Here is an 18,244-nt window from a genome sequence, read left to right on the forward strand (position 1 = left end):
TAGAATGATTAATGTATGGGTTTCTCTAGTGATTTTCTTAAAGTACGAATTAACTTCTCTCTGCTATGATCCAGCTTGTCCAGTTCAATGCCCGAACTGTTCTGCTGACTTTGTTTAACATGATATTGCCAGGCAGGAATCAGTACCTGCTGTGCCTCTTTAAAACGGTCCAGCAAAGTAAAAGAAAGCTGCTGCGACAACTGCATTTGTGTAATTGCAATATCATTACTGGCTTGCAAAGTTTGTAATGAATTGATTTTTTTAGATAACCTTTCAGAAAAGTTATCCAGAGGATGGACATTCCTGACGAAATTTGGATATTCCAGCAAAAACTCTTGCGCAGCCCGAATGTATTTCGCCATTTGCTCCCGATACCCGAGCAACTGCTGAAAGCGTGCCTGGGACTTCTGTATTTCAATCTGCAATTTTTGACTTAAGTGATTGGCCCGATTAAGCAATTGATCCAGGTTTTTGTAATACTCGACCTGCCCGGAACCATATTCCAGATCAATCCCCAGCCACTTTTGCAAGGCATTAAACTTGCGGCTGCTTAAATATTTTTTTGAATCGGCCAATGCCTGAATCAGCTGTTCTATGGTGCTGCTCAATTGCTGGGTCAGATGTGGATCGACTCCGTTTAATAGAACGGACTGAGCCTGAATGACTGAATCGGCATAATGATTCAGACGATACTGATCCTGCAGCAAAGGGACCAAATCATTCTGCTGAATAGAGAGCAGTTCAGCCCGATTCACTTCAATGTCGGCCAAGGCAACAAGCATATCTATCTGAGACATAATATTGGAAACTCAACAAAATCATTTTTATAGTACGGCTTTTGTAGCAAAGATCATGTAGTGTTTTGCAAATTTTCTAGACCTGCATCAGAGCTGTTGCAAAAGCTCAGATATGGTTCGGCAATTCGTCGGAAAAACAATCTGCTCCAGCAAAATAATTAATTTATTATTCAAATATTTATAAAATAAAAGACTCATACAGATCATTTTCAGCAAGTATTTTTATCGGATTGTCCGGGATTTGATTACTGAATTCTTTATCCTATGCTTCAGCGAATACAGGAGTATTCGGCAGCAATGAAAATTCAAATAAAAAATCGATTTCATGGAGCTGAATCGGAGAATAATATTATGAAAAATCAAAATTTTTTCCTCAAATGGAGTGTAAAGGCATTATTTGCATCACTCGCATTTACATCCCTCAATGGCAATACAGCAACATCGGTAATGCCTGCACCAGCGAATAGCCAACAGGTCTTTTTTGTAGGCAATAACTGGGATGGAACAGTGACCGTCATTCGTCCATCGGGTGATTTTGGCAAGATCGGTGTGATCAACATGGTTCCTGATCGCAAAGAGCGTTTGTTGGAAATCCGCCTCAATCCAATTAAACTGATTGCCTATACTTATATCCAGTCCACCGCCGGGGAAGGTAATGATCAGCTGGTAGATGATATGTACTCTACGCCAGATGGTCAGTCAGTGGTTGCCTCTCGCCCAAGTTTTGCCGATGTCGTTTCGATTAATATTGCGACGGGCAAAATCAACTGGCGTACTCCTGTAGAAGGGTTCCGTGCCGACCATATGGCGGTTTCTCCTGATGGCAAACGCTTAGCCGTATCGGCATCTTCTGGCAACGTGGTTCATGTGCTGGATATCAACACGGGTAAAGAATTGGGACGCTTTGCAACAGGCGACAAACCGCATGAAAATATTTTCTTTAACGGCGGCACAAAAATTCTAAACTCAGCCATTGGTAATGTGGAAACCTCTATGGATGCTGCATGGCAAGATTTCACCAAGGGGAAACGATTCCTCACCATTGCCGATGCCAATACCTTTAAAGTCCTCAAGACCATTGATTTCCGTCCGGCGCTGGATGCAGTGGGCCGTAAAGATCTGTCCAACTCTGTACGTCCAATTGTCCTGAGCAATGATGAAAGTAAAATTTATGCCCAGGTTTCATTTTTTAACGGTTTAATCGAATATGACCTGAATCAGAATAAAATCACTCGCATTGGCCAATTACCGGGCAGCTCGACTATTCCTTCAGACCGAACCAAATATGTAAACGACTCGCGTCATCATGGATTATCAATTAGTGCCGATGGTGAGAAATTATGTGTGGCAGGCACTATGGATGACTATGCAACCATTGTCGACCGTTCAACCTTAAAAGCGGGCAAGCTAATTCCTGCAGGCAAACCCTACTGGGCAACACAAAGTCCTGATGGCAAAAGCTGTGTAATTTCTGAGAGTGAGACTGATGTGGTTACCGTGATTGATTTTGCAACGGGCGAAAAAGTAAGAAGTGTTCCTGTAGGAAATCACCCGCAACGTGTTCGGATCGGTTATGCACCTGCGGGCTGGTCAACACCTTAACTGTTAATTTTTTATCAACTGTACGGACCTGATCTTTAGATTGGGTCTGCTTTCATTTAAATGCAAGAGCAGGATTTCTGGCATGGATCGCAGTATACGACTTGGTCTTATCATTGGTTTTATTGTGACCTTGTCACTCTTCCTGGTGGTTTATATGTTTAGACCTCTTCCCCCTTCCCCTCCATCTGCATCATATACAGCCCAGGCAAAAGAAAAACCCTCTCCAGCTGTAGTCGCTCCTGTTGAAAAGGAAGCGGTATCTGACATACCAGTTCAAACAGATACAGTGTCGGCATCCAGTCAGGCAGCACTCATTCAACAGCGTGACCAACTGTATAAAGATTTTGCAGGAATTAGCGACGCGTTGAGTCATGGACAACAACCCGATTTACGTCAGGTAAGCCAAATGCTGGAACAGCAAAAACAGCTGGTTAAAACAGGTACGGTTGCTGCAGATGAAGCCATTTCATATTGCCAGTTTTTAAGGCAGATTTTACCTGCCATGGAGCATCAGATTGATCAAAATATTATAGAGTTAGAGAAGCTTAAGCGTAGCGCTAAATAGAAGTACAGTCGTGATGATAAATAATGTTAATGAACTTCTTTTATTAGCGCCTTTTATTTTTCTCTCTAAACGAGAAATAAAATGCAAACAGCTTTAATCAATCTCTTTCAAGCAATCCCGACACACCTTGATTTCTTTATCATCAACCGTGTAGTCAACTTCAGTAGTACCATGCAGGCCGAATAAGCACTTTAAGAATTGGAGCATCATTTTTTCCCAAAAAAAAAGTCCCATGCGAGGGATGCATAGGACTAAAACTAAAGAAACTACAGCGTTTCAATTTGTTGGCGCATTCTAAATATGTATTAAAAATATATGAATAGCAAAAACTACCAAAATTTATAATAGAAGAAATTTTATAGATGAAACCAGAATATTTTCATGCCTTGGTTTTATTCATATTCTAGAAAAAGAAAAGCCCCGATATATTAATGACGAGGCTTATATGTCGTAATACTTTCGACAAAAGATAAAAAATCTTCAATAAAAAAAACCTGCTTAACTCTCCAAGATTAAACAGGCTTAATTGCGCTAATATCTTAGAATTTTTGGAGTTATTATTTGTTTTCAGTGAATATAAGATTAAATTATTTCAACATTGTGAAAATAAAAAAATATGATTATTAATTTAATTAATCGCATTTTTTTTGATCAGTCATTGCTTCACTTCTGTCAAGCAATAACGACATGCCTTAATTTTTTTCACCATCAAGCGTGTATTCAATTTCAGTCGCCTCATGAAGACCCAATAAGCCCATTAAGAAACGGATTTTCTCCATGCAAAAAAAAAGCCCACACATGGAAAGACGATGTGGGCTTGTAAACTAAGAACTCCGGAAGAGCATTCAGAAACTACAGCAGTTAATGTTGGTTATTTTATACACTATTCAAGCAACATTCAGTGGCGGAATATATCAAAAATTAAAATATTATTAGTTTAATCAAAATTTTAGAACGACTTGATTAATAATATATCAAATATTAAAAAACCCGCTTAATCTGGGGATGTGATTAAGCGGGTGAAGTCTTTGATAGCCATTTTATTATTTTTATTCATGCTGTGCTCTCTTTAATGTAGTTAAAAGTTATCACTCCAAAGTAAATTACAAAGTATAAAAAATATGCAGAAATAGTTTTCCCCAGTTACTTTTTAGTTATTTTTTGATTTTTGTTAGACAATACTCATTAAAAATTTAATCTGGGTGGCCCTGATATTGCTTACACAGAAAACATTTCTCAGGGCATTAAAAATGCTTACATTCCTGTAAGCATTTGTGGTACTTCTCGTCTTTCCGAGTGTGGCTCTGAGGTTGGCGGTGCAAAGATCGTATCGATCAAGGATGTAAGCCCAAAATTGGTATCCGCTTCTGAATTGGCTCAGCAATATGGAATTAGTGTTGATGCGGTTCGTGATCGCTGTGTAGAGATCAACAAAGGTACTCGTGGCAAATGCCTTTATGATCCAGAACAAGCGAATTTGATTTTAACCGCTAGGCCTTTGGCTAAGCGAGGACGCAATAGAAAGAATTAATCATTTTTTATAAAGGGGTAAACATGCAAAAAAAGTCATATAAAACTGCTGGTATAGTGGGCACGATCATTGTCGCAATTATTCTGGCCTTAATTATTATACCGGCAAGCTTTACGCGCATCACCGATGCAGATGTTGGTATTCGTCAAACATTCAGCGGTGAAATTGAAGATACCGTACTGGGGCAAGGATTACATCAAACCGTGATTGGTGATGTAATCAAAGTATCAAAGCGAAATCTTGTGCTTAATGTTGAATCTCAGCCTATTGTAGTTGAAAAGATTCCAATGCAAGATTTTCAACTAAAAGTGAATTACGGGATTGTGCCATCAAATGCCGCAATCGCATATAAGACTGAAAAAGCACAGCACATTATTACAGATGATGGTGATGTGTATTTACTAGGTCAGTACGTGCAGTACGTTGCAAACTCAGCAATCAATGATGTTGTGAGCAAATATAAAGCTTTAGCTGTCAATGACAATCGAGCAGCCATAGAAACTGAAATCAAAAATAGTATTAATGTTAAATTAAAAGCTCAGGGCAAAGATAAATTTGTCAAAGTTAATGAAATTAACATCTTAAAAGTTTCGCCACCTAAATCTATTTTGGATTCATCATTAGCAATTGTTAATTCTCAAAATGCTTTAAAGACAAAGCAAAATGAATTAGAAACCGCACGTGTTGAAACTGAAATTAAAAAAGTACTTGCTGAGAATGCCTCTGAGAAATATGTTGATCTCCTTCGTGCTGAAGCTGAAAAGACTAAAGCCGAAGCATTATTGAAAGCAGCTGAAAAAGGCACTTTAAATACGATGGTTATTGTTCCAGACAAGTTTACTGGTGTAGGTCAATTAAAATAATGAAAAAGCCCTCGATAAGAGGGCTTTTTCTTCACTATCAATTTTAATCACTTTAAAGTTTGATTATTCACATCAGGTTTTTCTACTGATTTAGGTTTGTCCTTAGTAAGTGCTGACGTGTTAACCTCAATAAAATCTGCTTTAGTTCCTACAAGCCAAACGCATTTTACAATTCCTAATGCATTAGGCTTTGAAGCAACAGTCTCTTTATGTGCTTACCAGTAATGCCATCAAAACAAGCCAACCATTCGAGTAATGGAATTATTAGCTTAAGCAGGATTCGGGTTATTTATGAAAAAGTGTTTTGAATGGGTAATGTTGTTTTATGCCTTGATCTTCAGCAAATTTATTGGCCTTAGGCTCAAGCGCTTTTTGTGCAGCCCATTGCTCGCATTCTTTTGCAGTATCACGAGTTGCAGATGAACACTTGCATTGATTATGATCTCAATATAGAAAGCTTCTCCACGCTTACGAGGCTTCGGTAATTTCATGACGTAAATTAAACTGCATTATCGGCAAAAATAGCGATTATAAAGATAGTGCAGATAACGGCGAACATTATTCAAGACAATAAAAAAGGGCTTTAAGCTACTGTTTTCGCTTAAAACCCTTATTACATAAGGTTTGGAATCTTGGTAGGTATAAGCAGACTCGAACTGCTGACCTCTACGATGTCAACGTAGCGCTCTAACCAACTGAGCTATACACCTAAGTGTTGTGCATCATATTCATTTTTATTTTTTAAGACAAGTGCTTTCTATTCTTTTTTAACGTATCTGCACAAGTTTTAAGCATTTCTCTAAATTGCTTTATTTGCTCGGGATTTTGCATGAATGAATATTGCTGTTGTTGATAATACTGCGCTGTTTGAGTAAATATCTGTTGCTGCTCCTGCCCTGCTGTTTCCGCTAAACGATGCATCCAGCTATAAAAAGTTTCTGCAGGCTGCTTGTGTAAACCGGGTTCCAATTTTTTCGAAAATTGTTGAATGGCACGCTCATAAGCTGAAACCGACCGACTGTTTCGATACACAATCCAGATAAAATAAATTAACACCACCAGCAGAATACTGAATAACATAATGATGCTACTGGTATACGCGTTTTGAATACCTAACCTGGACAGCCAGCCTTGCTGCTTTTCGGCATCATAACCCACTACCTTGCTTTGCCATTGATAACTCGCGTAGTCACTCCAGATGCGCATGTTTTTCATCACTGCAAACTGGCGGTATTTCCACTTTTGCTCTTTGTTGCCCAAAATGCTGCGATCACTTTCAATATAATCCTGCATTCCACCATCTATTCGGTGGGGCGCAATAATTGCTGTAGGATCAATTCTTTGCCATTTTCCATGCAATAGCACCTCTGTCCATGCATGTGCATCGAGCTGGCGTACTTCCCAGCTGGCAAGATCTGGTGCAAGTTGTCCGCCCTGATAGCCCACCACCACGCGTGCAGGTATTCCAACATAACGCATCAGCAAAGCAAAACTGGAGGCATAATGCTCACAAAAACCACGACGTGATTGAAACAGGAATTCATCTATCCGGTTATCTCCCAATAATCCGGGATTCAGGGTATAAGCAAAGTCATGCTTTCTGTACCATTGCAAAATGTTGTTTATATAGCGCTCGGGTTGCTGTCCGCTCTGCCTGAACATGTCAGATGCAAACTGGCGTGATTGCTCATCCAGGCGCCCTGGAATTTTGGTATTGATCTGTTCCAGTACGCTGGTTGTGTACACAGCCCCCTCTTGCACCTGAGCATTCCCCAGCCATTGCAATGCAATCGGCTGATTCTGCAAAATTTGGCGTACCGGCGTAATCCGGCCATCGTGTTTTAATTCATAGTTCCGCTGCAATGGCCGTGATTGTTCCAGTCCCATCACCCACATCACATGAGGGTCAGCCGCTAAATACTGATAATCAAAACTGTCTTTGCTGTTCTGAAAACCTTGCATTGAGACGGGTTTTTCGTTTACAAAACTGCTAGTCCAGGTTTTACCGTCATACTGATCTAACACCATAGCTCGCCAATACAATTCATTGCGGCCTGGCAACTGGTTCATATCGCCAATAATTCGAAATGCCAGACTGGTCGACTGTGACAATTCGGCAATATCCCCCGGTGACATGCTGTCACTCATCCCGGTAACACTTTTTTGTACCGGAATCGGAATCGCCCAAAGTGGCGGCAAGCGCGGAAAAAACACAAACAGCAAGATAAAAAAAGGCAAAGCCAGAATCAGGAATTTGCCCACATGTTTTGCGTCACTTTGCAATGCGCCGGATGAATTTTGCAATTGCCTGAATTCATGGGTCTGTAAACGGTACAGGCCAATCAGGCAGCTGAGTAAACAGAGCACCACCATCAACGCCATCCAGATGGACTGGCTAAACAAGAATGAACTGGCACTGACAAACATGGCAAAATTAAACAGGATAATGACATCGCGCTTATTTTTGCTTTCTAAGGCTTTGGCAAATAAAAATGTCGATAAAATGGCAACGCCGGCTTCTATGCCAATAAAAGTTTGATAGTTAAAATAAATTGCAGCCAAGGCAATAAATGTCAGGACAAAAGTCCATATTCTGGATAAAGCCCTGGTCTGATCTTTTAAGCTATAAAATAAAAAAAGGATCATCAGGGCAAAAATAAGGCTCAATAGCAGCGGATTAAACACAACCTGTGCCAGAAGTATCAATGACAGGGTCATCAGTATCGAGGTTCTGATCTGTGCATGAATCATGATTTAAGCCTGCGCCAAAAGTTTTTTGGCCTGTAATAACTGGTTGTTACCCAGACCTGCCGCCAATTCGGCTTGCGGTAAAAAGACGGCATATGCACACTGCATTTGCTCACATTGCTCAATCAAGCCCATCATGAGACTGAGTTTTTCTTCATGCTGGGCACTTGGCATATTGCTATAATGAATTTCAATATTCATCTGCTCGTTATGCTGTTCAAACACCTTGATATATAAACCTTGTCCACGTGCGGCCTGCTTCCAGGATACCGCTTGCAGACGGTCTCCCAACTTGAAATTACGCAGCTCACGAAATTCATCCATATCCGGTTCAAAAGTGTGCTGATGCTGCTTATTTTCCGCATGATAAACGGCCGCTTTAGGCGCTACCCAGGAATATTCTTTTAAATAAAAATAGGTCCAGGCACGCACCAGGCCAAAAGGATAAACTGAATATACCTGAAGGGTTGGATAATCAAACCGCCCTCTTTTTTCAGTAAAAAAAGATAGGGTGATGCGGTGCTTCAATTCTGAGATGTAGATTTTTTCCAGATGCTGACTGGTTTTGACCCACAAATAACGTGGCTGCTTTTGCGCTTGCTGAAAATGGAGTTGCAAATCCAGTTGATGCCCCGCCTGTCCAACTTCATTGACTGAAACTTCAAGCTTGAGCCCATGCAACTGCTTAAAAGTTAAATAAAAGCTGATACATAAAATAGCACTGACCAGAAAGCAAAATCCCAAAATCAGGTTGTTGGCATAATTTACCCCGGTAATAAAGGTCAGCAAAATCAATACCAGATACAAATACCCTTGCTGATAGATAAAAATCAAAATGTCTTTTTGCGAGAGTTGTTTGACTTTTTTAAATTGAAAGCGTTTCGCTAACCATTTTTGCCAGGGCTGGGTCAAAGGTGTAGTCAAGTGAATCACCTTTTAACTAATATGGACTTGCTGCATCAACTGCAAGGCTTCTGCTTCGCTTAAGCCCATACGATGCGACACCACCGCAGCAAACACTGCCTGCACATCATCCGGGGTCACATAACTACGCTGTTCAATAAAAGCATGCGCCTGGGCTGCTTTTTTCAAGGCCAGCAATCCACGGGTCGATAAACCATGCGGTCTTTTGCGGGTTTCAGTCGCCAGATCCAGCAGATAATCCAGCACTGCATCGGCAATATAAACCTGTGTCACCAGCTGTTGAATCGCCAGAATTTCATGTTCATTAAAAACGTGTTGCAAGGTTGAAATCAGGGCATAGCGGGAATCTTGCTGTAGTAACAGTTTTTCTGCCGAACGCGATGGATAGCCCAGTGACAAACGCATCAAAAAACGGTCGAGCTGGGATTCGGGCAAGCTATAAGTTCCACTCTGGAACAAGGGATTTTGGGTAGCAATTACCCAAAAAGGTTGCGGCAAGTCATAACGCACTCCATCTACCGTCACCCGTCCCTCTTCCATGGCTTCCAGCAAGGCACTTTGCGTTTTGGGACTGCAGCGGTTAATTTCATCGGCCAGCAAAATCTGGGTAAAAATGGGTCCCTGCTTGAATTCAAACTGGTGTTCTTTTTGATTAAATATGTTCACCCCAATCACATCACTGGCGAGCATGTCATTGGTAAACTGGATACGCTGAAACTTCAATCCGGCAATATGCGACAAGGCACTGGACAAGGTGGTTTTACCCAGACCCGGCAAGTCTTCAAACAGCACATGTCCACCAGATAGCAGACAACATAAAGCCAGTTTGGTCTGTTGTTCTTTATCCAGAATAATGCGGTTGATTTGAGTCAAGAATGCCTGAATTTTTGCCGCAAAAAATTCCACCTGAAAATTCAGCTCTTGCTGCGCTGGTGTGAGTTCTTGTTTTTGAACTTTATTCGTACCCCAAATCACACTCTTTCCTCAATAAAAAACGGTGCATGATTAACATACACCGTTTTCCGTTTTTTCCAAACAAATCAGAAGATTTCAGACAAACATATCTTCAGCTTAGCAAGGACATTTCTTCATTCCGCCACTTGCACTTGGATAACGCGCATCCACACAGTGACGGTAAAATGTTTTAGCATCCATTGGAACCAGGTCCGGATGGTTCTTTTCCATATGCTCCAGATAGGTCTGATAATCCGGTACACCGACCATCAGGCGAAAGCTTTGCTGCAGGCGTTGCCAAATGACCTGAATAGTTTTAATGCCATTCAGCATCAACAGCTTTTTCGGTTGAGCCAGTACCGTAAACTTGATGATTTTGCCTAATGCCAGTTTCTGGCGAATTTGATCTTTTAGACTCATTTCACCTCTCCTGTCCCAATTGAATCACTGTAAATGGCTTCCGATTCCTGCACGCTTGGATTTGGATTTGCCAAGGCACGGCGAATGACGCCAATCGCAGCAAACACCATGACAATAGCCACAATCATAAAGAATCCACAAAGTACGGCATTAATCTGATTGGAGAATACAATCGTTTGCATTTCAGCAAGGTCTTTGGCTGGCTTTAAGATTTCTCCACGGGCAATGGCATCCGAGAAACGGTTGGCTTGTGCCAGGAAACCAATTTTAGGATTTTCATGGAAGATCTTTTGCCAGCCTGCAGTCATACAGGTAATGAACAGGAAAATGGTGGGAACAATCGTGATCCACACATATTTTTCTTTCTTCATTTTGAACAGAATGACCGTACCTAAAATCAGTGCCATAGCAGCCAGCATCTGGTTACCAATACCGAACAGTGGCCATAAACTGTTAATCCCGCCGAGCGGATCAACCACACCTTGGTAAACGAAGAAGCCCCAGCCTGCAACAGCCACTGCGGTACCTAACAAGTTACCAAAGAAATTGTGCGATTTTTTCACCGCAGGAATCACAATACCGACAGTATCCTGAACCATGAAACGGCAAGCACGTGTACCTGCATCCACCGCTGTTAAAATAAACAGGGCTTCAAACAGAATGGCAAAGTGATACCAGAACGCCATCATGGAACGGTTATTAAAAATTTCCGTAATAATGTGCGCCATACCAATCGCAAATGTCGGGGCACCACCGGTACGCGATAGAATTGAACTCTCACCCACTTCCTGAGCAAGCAGGGTCAAGGCTTCAGGTGTCACCACAAAGCCTAAAGTCCGCACCGCTTCTGCCGCGCTTTCAACCGTTGTACCCAGTACCGCGGCCGGTGCGTTAATTGCGAAATACACTCCAGGTTCAAGAATGGTCGCGCAAATCATCGCCATCACCGCAACGAAGGATTCCATCAGCATGCCGCCATAACCGATCACGCGAATGTCCACTTCGTTATTGACCAGCTTCGGAGTCGTTCCTGAAGAAACCAGGGCATGGAAACCGGAAATGGCACCGCAGGCAATGGTAATAAACAGGAACGGGAACATCGAACCGGCAAAGACAGGACCTGTACCATCCACGAAATGCGTTACCGCCGGCATTTTCATTTCAGGCAATGCCACCATAATGCCCACGGCCAGACCGGCAATCACGCCAATCTTCAAGAAGGTGGACAAGTAATCACGTGGAGCAAGCAGTAACCAGACCGGCAATGCCGAAGCAATAAAACCGTAAACAATCAAGCACCAGGTCAGTTGCGTACCTGAAAGGGTAAAGATGGGTCCCCAGTACGGATCAGCTGCAACATTACCGCCATAGACAATCGCCAGCATCATCAACACAAAACCAATGATAGAGACTTCTGCGATTTTACCCGGACGGATAAAGCGCATGTAAATCCCCATAAAGACTGCAATTGGAATGGTTGCGGCAATACTGAACACGCCCCATGGACTGTTGGTCAGAGCTTTTACCACCACCAAGGCAAGCACGGCAAGAATAATGATCATGACGCCTAATGCACCCAGCATCACAACGATACCTGCGAAAGATCCAAGCTCCTGCTTTGCCATTTCACCCAGTGAACGTCCATCACGGCGGGTCGAAATAAACAGAACTAAAAAGTCCTGAACAGCGCCTGCAAGCACGACCCCGACCAGCAACCAGATGGTTCCAGGCAAGTAGCCCATCTGTGCCGCAAGAATTGGCCCGACTAAAGGCCCGGCACCGGCAATGGCGGCAAAGTGGTGTCCAAACAAAACATATTTATTGGTCGGTACATAATCCAGACCATCTGCCAGACGGTGAGCGGGGGTTAAACGTCTTGCATTGAGTTCAAAAACTTTATTGGCAATAAATAAGCTATAGAAGCGATAAGCGATGCTATAGACACAGATGGCAGCTAAAACCAGCCAAACTGCATTGACATGCTCACCTCTGCTGATGGCAAGTATTCCAAATGACACCGCACCTAGAACTGCCACCAGAAGCCACACTATTTTGGAAGTCATTGATAACTTCGGTTGAATCGTTTCCATGTAAAGCCCTCATATCTAATGCATAAATCAGCCTTAATTTTTTATTGTTCGGTATACTGCTGTTTCTTCCCTTGCGACTGTACTCCTCATATTTTGCTTTTCATCTAATACTTTGGCATAAAAAAAGGGATGATTTTGATCATCCCTTTCGATAATAGTCTATTTTAAAACCATTATGCACGTTCTAAATAGTCACCAGTACGGGTATCTACACGAACGCTTTCTTCTTGCTGTACGAATAATGGTACACGAACAACCGCGCCAGTTTCGAGTTTAGCCGGTTTGCCGCCGCCGCCAGAAGTATCACCACGTACGCCTGGATCAGTTTCCACGATTTTCAATACTACGAAGTTTGGCGCACTTACTGTCAATGGAACGCCATTGAATAACATAATTGTACACAGTTCGTTAGAATCGTCTTTTAACCATTTTGCAGCATCACCCATTGCAGTTTTGTCTGCGGCAATCTGTTCAAAAGTTTCTGGGTCCATGAAGTTCCACATTTCACCATCGTTGTACAAGTAGTTCATTTCTACTTCTACGATGTCCGCTGCTTCTAAAGAGTCACCTGATTTAAAAGTTTTTTCTAAAACTTTACCTGTTTTAAGGTTACGAAGTTTTACACGGTTGAATGCTTGACCTTTACCAGGTTTTACATATTCATTTTCCATGATTGAACATGGGTTGCCGTCAAGCATTACTTTAAGGCCTTGCTTAAAGTCATTTGTAGAATAATTGGCCATGAAAGGCTCGCTCCAAACTTACTAACTTAAATCTATTAATGCTAGACTAGCATTATTTTTAACATCTGGCATGATAAACTATTTGTATCAAGAGCAAAACTGGCAATCTCAACTGAGTGACCTGATTACGGACCCTTTAGAGTTGCTTGAAACGCTTCAGCTCTCGCCTGATCAATTATTATCAGGGGCAATCCTGGCTTCTGAAAAGTTTAAGTTGCGTGTTCCACGTGCGTTCGTCGGAAAAATGAGCATTGGTGACCCGCTTGACCCTTTGCTGTTACAAATATTGCCCCACCATCTGGAACTTGAAGATCATCCTGGATTTGTGACTGATCCTTTAAGTGAAGAACAGGCCAATCAGCAGCCAGGCGTATTACATAAATATAAATCGCGTTTTTTACTCACCTTAACCGGTGCTTGCGCAGTTCATTGTCGTTACTGTTTCCGCCGTCATTTTCCCTATCAAGAAAACCTGCCAAAAAACGAAGACTGGCTAAATATTAAACAATACATTCAAAATCAACCAGATATAAATGAAGTTATTTTGAGCGGTGGCGACCCGCTTACCCTGTCCAACCGAAAACTTGCGCTGTGGATTGATCGTATTGAGTCCATGCCGCAAATTAAATTTTTGAGAATTCATTCACGGGTTCCGATCGTAATCCCCAACCGTGTCGACAATGAGCTGATTTCCCTGTTAAAAAACAGTAGGCTGCGCATTATTCTAGTGGTACACTCAAATCATGCCGCTGAGCTGGACGATTTTACCTGTTCCAAACTTTCAGCGTTGGTTCAACAACAAATTACCGTGCTGAATCAGGCAGTTTTATTAAAAGGGGTTAATAATTCTGCGCAACTGTTAGTGGATTTAAGTTACCGCCTGTTTGATGCAGGTGTGATGCCATACTATTTACACGTATTAGATAAAGTAAAAGGTGCCCATCATTTTGACTTAAGTCCTGAAGAAATTAATCTGATATATAAAGAGGTTTTAGAGAACCTGCCGGGATATTTGGTTCCTAAACTCGTTAGGGAAATAGCGGGCGAAAAAAATAAAACACCGCTTTTTGGAGTTTCAACTTTTTGAGTTAATAATAACGATGCTTATGAGTAATTCAGATATCTTCCAAACACCAACAGAGTTAAAGTTGGAAAAATTAAGCTTTTGCCCAACGAATGCAAAGGGGTTACAAGAATGGGTATCTAATTTATCCATTCTTCAACTGGGGAATTCTTCTAAAGAACTTTTCAATGCATTGCTGGAAATATCAGAACTTAAATGTCCGGAAATGTTGCGTTTTGACTTGATTCAAATCCTGCATCCGACCCTGGATAATGTTTTAAGCAGTCTGGAAAAGCATTTTTTCAATCAGGGGCTGGCGAGCAATGACCGCAGTGATCAGATTATTGAACTGGCGATGCTGTTACGTAGTCACTTTGCTAAAATTTATATCGATATCTCAAAACGCTGCAACACCCAGCTCAGCATGCAAAAGTTTTCTCTATTTGCATTCAACCAGAAGAAAAGTTTGCAGACTGCCAGAATCGTGTCTACTTATTATGCCTTGCAGCAGCTGTCTTTATTGCTTTATCAACAGCATCTGCTCTATAGCACGCCTTTATTTGGACAATGGTTAATTGCACATCAGCTGATTGAATGTGCAATTAAAAATAATTTTTATCAAACCAATATTAACCAGATTTTAGACACGCAACATCCTTTACAAACCGTTGCTCAGGCTTATTCACAACTGGTGTTGCTGGAAATTCTGAATACTCATCAAATTCGGCCTTCTGAAATGCAGGGCTTATATTTATGCAGTTTCGACTGGGCAAAACTGGTCCATATATTACCTAAGGAAACGACGCTTTCTCGTTATATTGTCGATATTCATAAAGACTATCCCCCTGTTTTCAATGTCAATCAATCCAGTTTATATAAACCAACCATTTATATTTCAACGCAAAATTTATTAGATCATCTCTCGGAAACCCAAACCAAAAAATCGGGTTATCTATCGCGTAATGAAAAGCTATTCTTAACACCGGCCCTGCATTTCCATATTCACAACCTGCTTACGACCAATACTGAACGTCGTCATGAGCGTTATGAATATTCTGCACAATTACAAATCTGCTTTAGTCTTTCAGTGGCACATTTTTACCTCTCTAAGGGCAAAAACTTTCATGAGACTCTGGATCTAGATGGCAATTATCAGTTCCACAATGAAAGCAGCTTTATTAATTCGATGAATTCGAATATTCCTGCTGAAATGACAACGGCGAAAACTTTAGACCGGGAAGCCAAACAAATTTATCCAGCTGAAGTTCTGGACATCAGTGTCAATGGTTACAGAATTAAATGGAATGGCGCTGCACCTTCGAATTTGAAAACCGGCGAATTTATTTTAATTCAGGAAAATACCCACAGTCCTTGGCGTGGTGGTGTGATCCGCTGGATCAAGCAGTCCACAGCCAAAAGCCTGGAACTGGGACTGGAAGTCCTGGCACAAGATTTATTCCCTTGTGCTGTCATGATCAAAACAGATCGCCATAGCCATAACTACCAACCTGCCCTGATCGTTCAGTCTAGCCAGCTTGATGAGGTATCTACCAGCCTGATCGTTTCCGGTTCACATATGTTTAGAGAAAAACAAACCATTCATCTGCGCTTGGGACAAGAAGAAATAAAAATTTATCTCACCAAAGCGCAAATCATTACACAAAGTTTTATTCATTTTGAGTTCGAATTACTAAATGAGCATCAAGAAAACCTGATCAAGAACTTTATTAATAAGCAAACGAATGAAGTCAAGAATCACGATTTATGGGAAGCATTGAAGTGAGAAATCCATTATTGTCCAAAAAGTTAAAACGTACTGAAACACGTTTACTCATTATCGATGACAATCAGATCCGTTTTAACCAAATTCGTGACCTTTTAACATCAAGTGAACATGTGGTACATGCTACCTTGCTGGATGACTTACAAAATTTTGAAAAACAATTACATCATCCATGGGATCTGGTGATTTTTGGCCGTGCTTATGACCTGAAATATGAACAGGCATTAAGCTTAATCCGCCTGTCTAAGCAACCCAACCTTCCTATGATCCTGCTCAAGCCTGATGATTATCAAGCTGATCAATATGCGGGATATATTCGTAAAGGCGTCTATGACATTCTTAATTTGGATTATCCAGATCGTTTTTATCTCGGGCTTTTACGTGCACTTTCACTCAGTCGTTTGGTCCTGACGCAACAACATTTAATGGAAGAGCTAGAAACAGCTCAAACGCATGCCCAGTCTTTAGTTCAAGAGAGCAACAAAGCCATTGCATTGATTCAGGAAGGTATTCATGTTCAGGCTAACCCTGAATATTTAGCACTTTTTGGAATTAAGAATGAAGATGAGATTGTTGGACTTCCCCTTCTGGATCTGCTTCAGCCTAAAGATTTAAATGACTTTAAGCTACGTTTTAAAAAAATTTCACAAGGTCAGTTTGATTTGGGGCGTTTTGAAATCAACAGCCTCAATGATCAGGTCTCTATTCCCAACCCGCTTAAAATCGAGTTTTTGCCCTCTACGGATGAAGAAGATGCGGTACAAATTACCGTTGATATTGACTCTTCACCATCAGCTCAGGCGATCTCTCCGACTGATGCTCCAAAGCCGAATACTTATCAGCTGATTAATCGCACAATTACTCAACAGCCTTCTGATATCAATGCATTAGTTCTATTCTCCTTGACTTCCTGCCCGGACAGCATTTTTGAAGGTGAATGGGATACTTTCAAAAAGTATTTCAGCAATATCAAGGAATTTTTAAAAGAACAAACTCATGTTCCCTTATTTGAAATGAGTTCTGGAATTTACGTTGCTTTGTTCCAAGCTGAATCCAAAGCCAAGTTAGAGTCAAAACTTATCGGTTTAAGCTCGCTGAAAAAACCGCAATTGCTGTCGATTAACCAAACATCTTATCCGCTTAATCTCAGAATTGGCTATACGCTGTTAGATACTGAAATACGCGATGAAAAACATTTTGAACAATTTATTGCTTCAGCTTATAAGACTGTTTTACCAGAAAATCAGCCGACTCCAGCACTTGAATTAGAAACACCATTAGCCATTCCAAGCATTGATCTGCACCAGCCCGAAATTAAGGCAGCACCGAGTTCGCCTGAAGCAGCCCTACTCCGAGCCTTGCAGCAAAGTCTGGATCGCGGTGAAATTCATCTTAAATATCAACAACTTTACGATAAGCAAGACACCAATTTATATACTTATGAAGTGACCAGTGGCTTTATTTATGAAAATACCTGGAGAGATTTGGCGGGTTTAAGAGAACTTGCAGAAGATCCTGAGTTATCTATTAAACTGGATCGCTGGATACTCGTGGAGTCATGTAAACAACTGCATAATTTCATTACTCAATATCCTGAAGCAAGATTGATTGTGAATCTGAATAAAGCGGTTCTCTTACACGATCGCACTTTCCCTGAATTTATTTCAAAACTCATTACCATTGTGCGCAGTAAATTAAAGCATCCGTTAATTTTACAATTTTCGGAAGAAGATATTAGTCAGAATATTTCAGATGCCCAAAAGTATATTGCCCAGTTACGTCAATTTGGTGCTGAAGTTTCCCTCAGAGACTTTGGTAATACCATTTATAGCGAGTCGATGTTACGTCAACTGGATGTAAATTGTTTAACCTTGCATCAGAATTTGACCAAAATGTTGCAGGCAGAAAAAACGACCCAGGAGTTACAGGAAAAACTGAGCGCTTTCCAGGAAATCAAACCTGGCGAAATCATGCTGCGTGACCTGAATGACATGACCCTGTTTGCAAATGCATGGAATGTGGATGCACGTTTTATTCAGGGCGATTATTTCCAGAAAAAACTGGATCATTTGATTGATGTACAAGACCAATAGGTCTTGTACAAAGTCTGTCATTGAGTCATTGATGAAATGACAGGCATAAAAAAACGGGCAAGAAGCCC

General features: G+C 41.2%; 14 protein-coding genes and 1 tRNA gene. 7 read left to right on the forward strand and 8 right to left on the reverse strand.

Annotated features, from left to right (window positions below):
- Window positions 1-8: 8 nt before the first annotated feature.
- Entirely contained in the window at window positions 9-797 is a 789-nt protein-coding gene (locus E0H88_RS05065; protein ID WP_131273338.1) for a tellurium resistance protein, read from the reverse strand.
- A 351-nt stretch (window positions 798-1,148) separates the two neighbouring features.
- Here E0H88_RS05065 and E0H88_RS05070 point away from each other — a divergent pair, with 351 nt between their 5' ends.
- The 4 genes from E0H88_RS05070 (at window position 1,149) to E0H88_RS05085 (ending at window position 5,358) form a co-directional block, all read left to right on the forward strand.
- Window positions 1,149-2,399: a YncE family protein gene (locus E0H88_RS05070; protein ID WP_131273339.1), complete on the forward strand. Its 1,251-nt coding sequence runs from the start codon at window positions 1,149-1,151 to the stop codon at window positions 2,397-2,399.
- 82 nt (window positions 2,400-2,481) lie between these two features.
- Entirely contained in the window at window positions 2,482-2,964 is a 483-nt protein-coding gene (locus tag E0H88_RS05075; protein WP_131273340.1) for a hypothetical protein, read from the forward strand.
- Between the two features lie 1,354 nt (window positions 2,965-4,318).
- The gene (locus tag E0H88_RS16055; RefSeq protein WP_252151990.1) at window positions 4,319-4,495 is read left to right on the forward strand and encodes a hypothetical protein; all 177 of its coding nucleotides are present in this window, start codon (window positions 4,319-4,321) and stop codon (window positions 4,493-4,495) included.
- Between the two features lie 23 nt (window positions 4,496-4,518).
- Window positions 4,519-5,358: an SPFH domain-containing protein gene (locus tag E0H88_RS05085; RefSeq protein ID WP_092818533.1), complete on the forward strand. Its 840-nt coding sequence runs from the start codon at window positions 4,519-4,521 to the stop codon at window positions 5,356-5,358.
- Window positions 5,359-5,991: 633 nt separating this feature from the next.
- Here the strand turns inward: E0H88_RS05085 and E0H88_RS05095 are convergent.
- The 7 genes from E0H88_RS05095 to efp all read right to left on the reverse strand — a co-directional run bounded on the left by E0H88_RS05095 (window position 5,992) and on the right by efp (window position 13,237).
- Window positions 5,992-6,068: transfer RNA gene (locus E0H88_RS05095), tRNA-Val, on the reverse strand.
- 31 nt (window positions 6,069-6,099) lie between these two features.
- Window positions 6,100-8,109 carry a transglutaminase TgpA family protein gene (locus tag E0H88_RS05100; RefSeq protein WP_131273342.1) on the reverse strand — a complete coding sequence of 670 codons (2,010 nt, stop codon included), beginning with the start codon at window positions 8,107-8,109 and terminating at the stop codon, window positions 6,100-6,102.
- Between the two features lie 3 nt (window positions 8,110-8,112).
- On the reverse strand, window positions 8,113-9,018 hold the full coding sequence (locus E0H88_RS05105; protein ID WP_131273455.1) for a DUF58 domain-containing protein: 906 nt from the start codon (window positions 9,016-9,018) through the stop codon (window positions 8,113-8,115).
- 24 nt (window positions 9,019-9,042) lie between these two features.
- Window positions 9,043-9,948: an AAA family ATPase gene (locus E0H88_RS05110; RefSeq protein WP_252151994.1), complete on the reverse strand. Its 906-nt coding sequence runs from the start codon at window positions 9,946-9,948 to the stop codon at window positions 9,043-9,045.
- A 153-nt stretch (window positions 9,949-10,101) separates the two neighbouring features.
- Window positions 10,102-10,404 (reverse strand): YbdD/YjiX family protein, encoded by a 303-nt coding sequence (locus E0H88_RS05115; protein WP_092818535.1) that lies wholly within the window; start codon window positions 10,402-10,404, stop codon window positions 10,102-10,104.
- Window positions 10,401-12,494, reverse strand: coding sequence for a carbon starvation CstA family protein (locus E0H88_RS05120; RefSeq protein ID WP_092818536.1), 2,094 nt, complete (start codon window positions 12,492-12,494; stop codon window positions 10,401-10,403). The genes E0H88_RS05115 and E0H88_RS05120 overlap by 4 nt, the downstream gene beginning before the upstream one ends.
- A gap of 173 nt (window positions 12,495-12,667) precedes the next feature.
- Window positions 12,668-13,237 carry an elongation factor P gene (gene efp / locus E0H88_RS05125; RefSeq protein ID WP_092818537.1) on the reverse strand — a complete coding sequence of 190 codons (570 nt, stop codon included), beginning with the start codon at window positions 13,235-13,237 and terminating at the stop codon, window positions 12,668-12,670.
- Window positions 13,238-13,307: 70 nt separating this feature from the next.
- Here efp and epmB point away from each other — a divergent pair, with 70 nt between their 5' ends.
- Genes epmB through E0H88_RS05140 form a run of 3 tightly spaced genes read left to right on the forward strand, consistent with a single transcriptional unit; the run spans window position 13,308 to window position 18,176 of the window.
- A complete protein-coding gene (gene epmB, locus E0H88_RS05130) occupies window positions 13,308-14,324 on the forward strand; it encodes an EF-P beta-lysylation protein EpmB (RefSeq protein ID WP_131273343.1) in 1,017 nt (338 codons plus the stop codon).
- Window positions 14,325-14,337: 13 nt separating this feature from the next.
- Complete coding sequence (locus E0H88_RS05135; protein WP_131273344.1) at window positions 14,338-16,083, forward strand: cyclic-di-GMP receptor FimW-related protein; 1,746 nt, start codon at window positions 14,338-14,340, stop codon at window positions 16,081-16,083.
- Window positions 16,065-18,176 carry an EAL domain-containing protein gene (locus E0H88_RS05140; RefSeq protein ID WP_131273345.1) on the forward strand — a complete coding sequence of 704 codons (2,112 nt, stop codon included), beginning with the start codon at window positions 16,065-16,067 and terminating at the stop codon, window positions 18,174-18,176. The genes E0H88_RS05135 and E0H88_RS05140 overlap by 19 nt, the downstream gene beginning before the upstream one ends.
- The last annotated feature ends 68 nt before the right edge of the window (window positions 18,177-18,244 follow it).

It is taken from the genome of Acinetobacter sp. ANC 4216 (genome assembly GCF_004331195.1).
GTDB lineage: Bacteria > Pseudomonadota > Gammaproteobacteria > Pseudomonadales > Moraxellaceae > Acinetobacter > Acinetobacter kookii.

What these genes read in the sequence shown, in the direction of transcription:
- epmB (WP_131273343.1), top strand. Translation starts at nt 13,308, where the DNA reads ATGATAAACTATTTGTATCAAGAGCAAAACTGGCAATCTCAACTGAGT.
- E0H88_RS05120 (WP_092818536.1), bottom strand. Translation starts at nt 12,494, where the DNA reads ATGGAAACGATTCAACCGAAGTTATCAATGACTTCCAAAATAGTGTGG.
- E0H88_RS05070 (WP_131273339.1), top strand. Translation starts at nt 1,149, where the DNA reads ATGAAAAATCAAAATTTTTTCCTCAAATGGAGTGTAAAGGCATTATTT.
- E0H88_RS05065 (WP_131273338.1), bottom strand. Translation starts at nt 797, where the DNA reads ATGTCTCAGATAGATATGCTTGTTGCCTTGGCCGACATTGAAGTGAAT.
- E0H88_RS05140 (WP_131273345.1), top strand. Translation starts at nt 16,065, where the DNA reads ATGGGAAGCATTGAAGTGAGAAATCCATTATTGTCCAAAAAGTTAAAA.
- efp (WP_092818537.1), bottom strand. Translation starts at nt 13,237, where the DNA reads ATGGCCAATTATTCTACAAATGACTTTAAGCAAGGCCTTAAAGTAATG.
- E0H88_RS05100 (WP_131273342.1), bottom strand. Translation starts at nt 8,109, where the DNA reads ATGATTCATGCACAGATCAGAACCTCGATACTGATGACCCTGTCATTG.
- E0H88_RS05075 (WP_131273340.1), top strand. Translation starts at nt 2,482, where the DNA reads ATGGATCGCAGTATACGACTTGGTCTTATCATTGGTTTTATTGTGACC.
- E0H88_RS05135 (WP_131273344.1), top strand. Translation starts at nt 14,338, where the DNA reads ATGCTTATGAGTAATTCAGATATCTTCCAAACACCAACAGAGTTAAAG.
- E0H88_RS05085 (WP_092818533.1), top strand. Translation starts at nt 4,519, where the DNA reads ATGCAAAAAAAGTCATATAAAACTGCTGGTATAGTGGGCACGATCATT.
- E0H88_RS05115 (WP_092818535.1), bottom strand. Translation starts at nt 10,404, where the DNA reads ATGAGTCTAAAAGATCAAATTCGCCAGAAACTGGCATTAGGCAAAATC.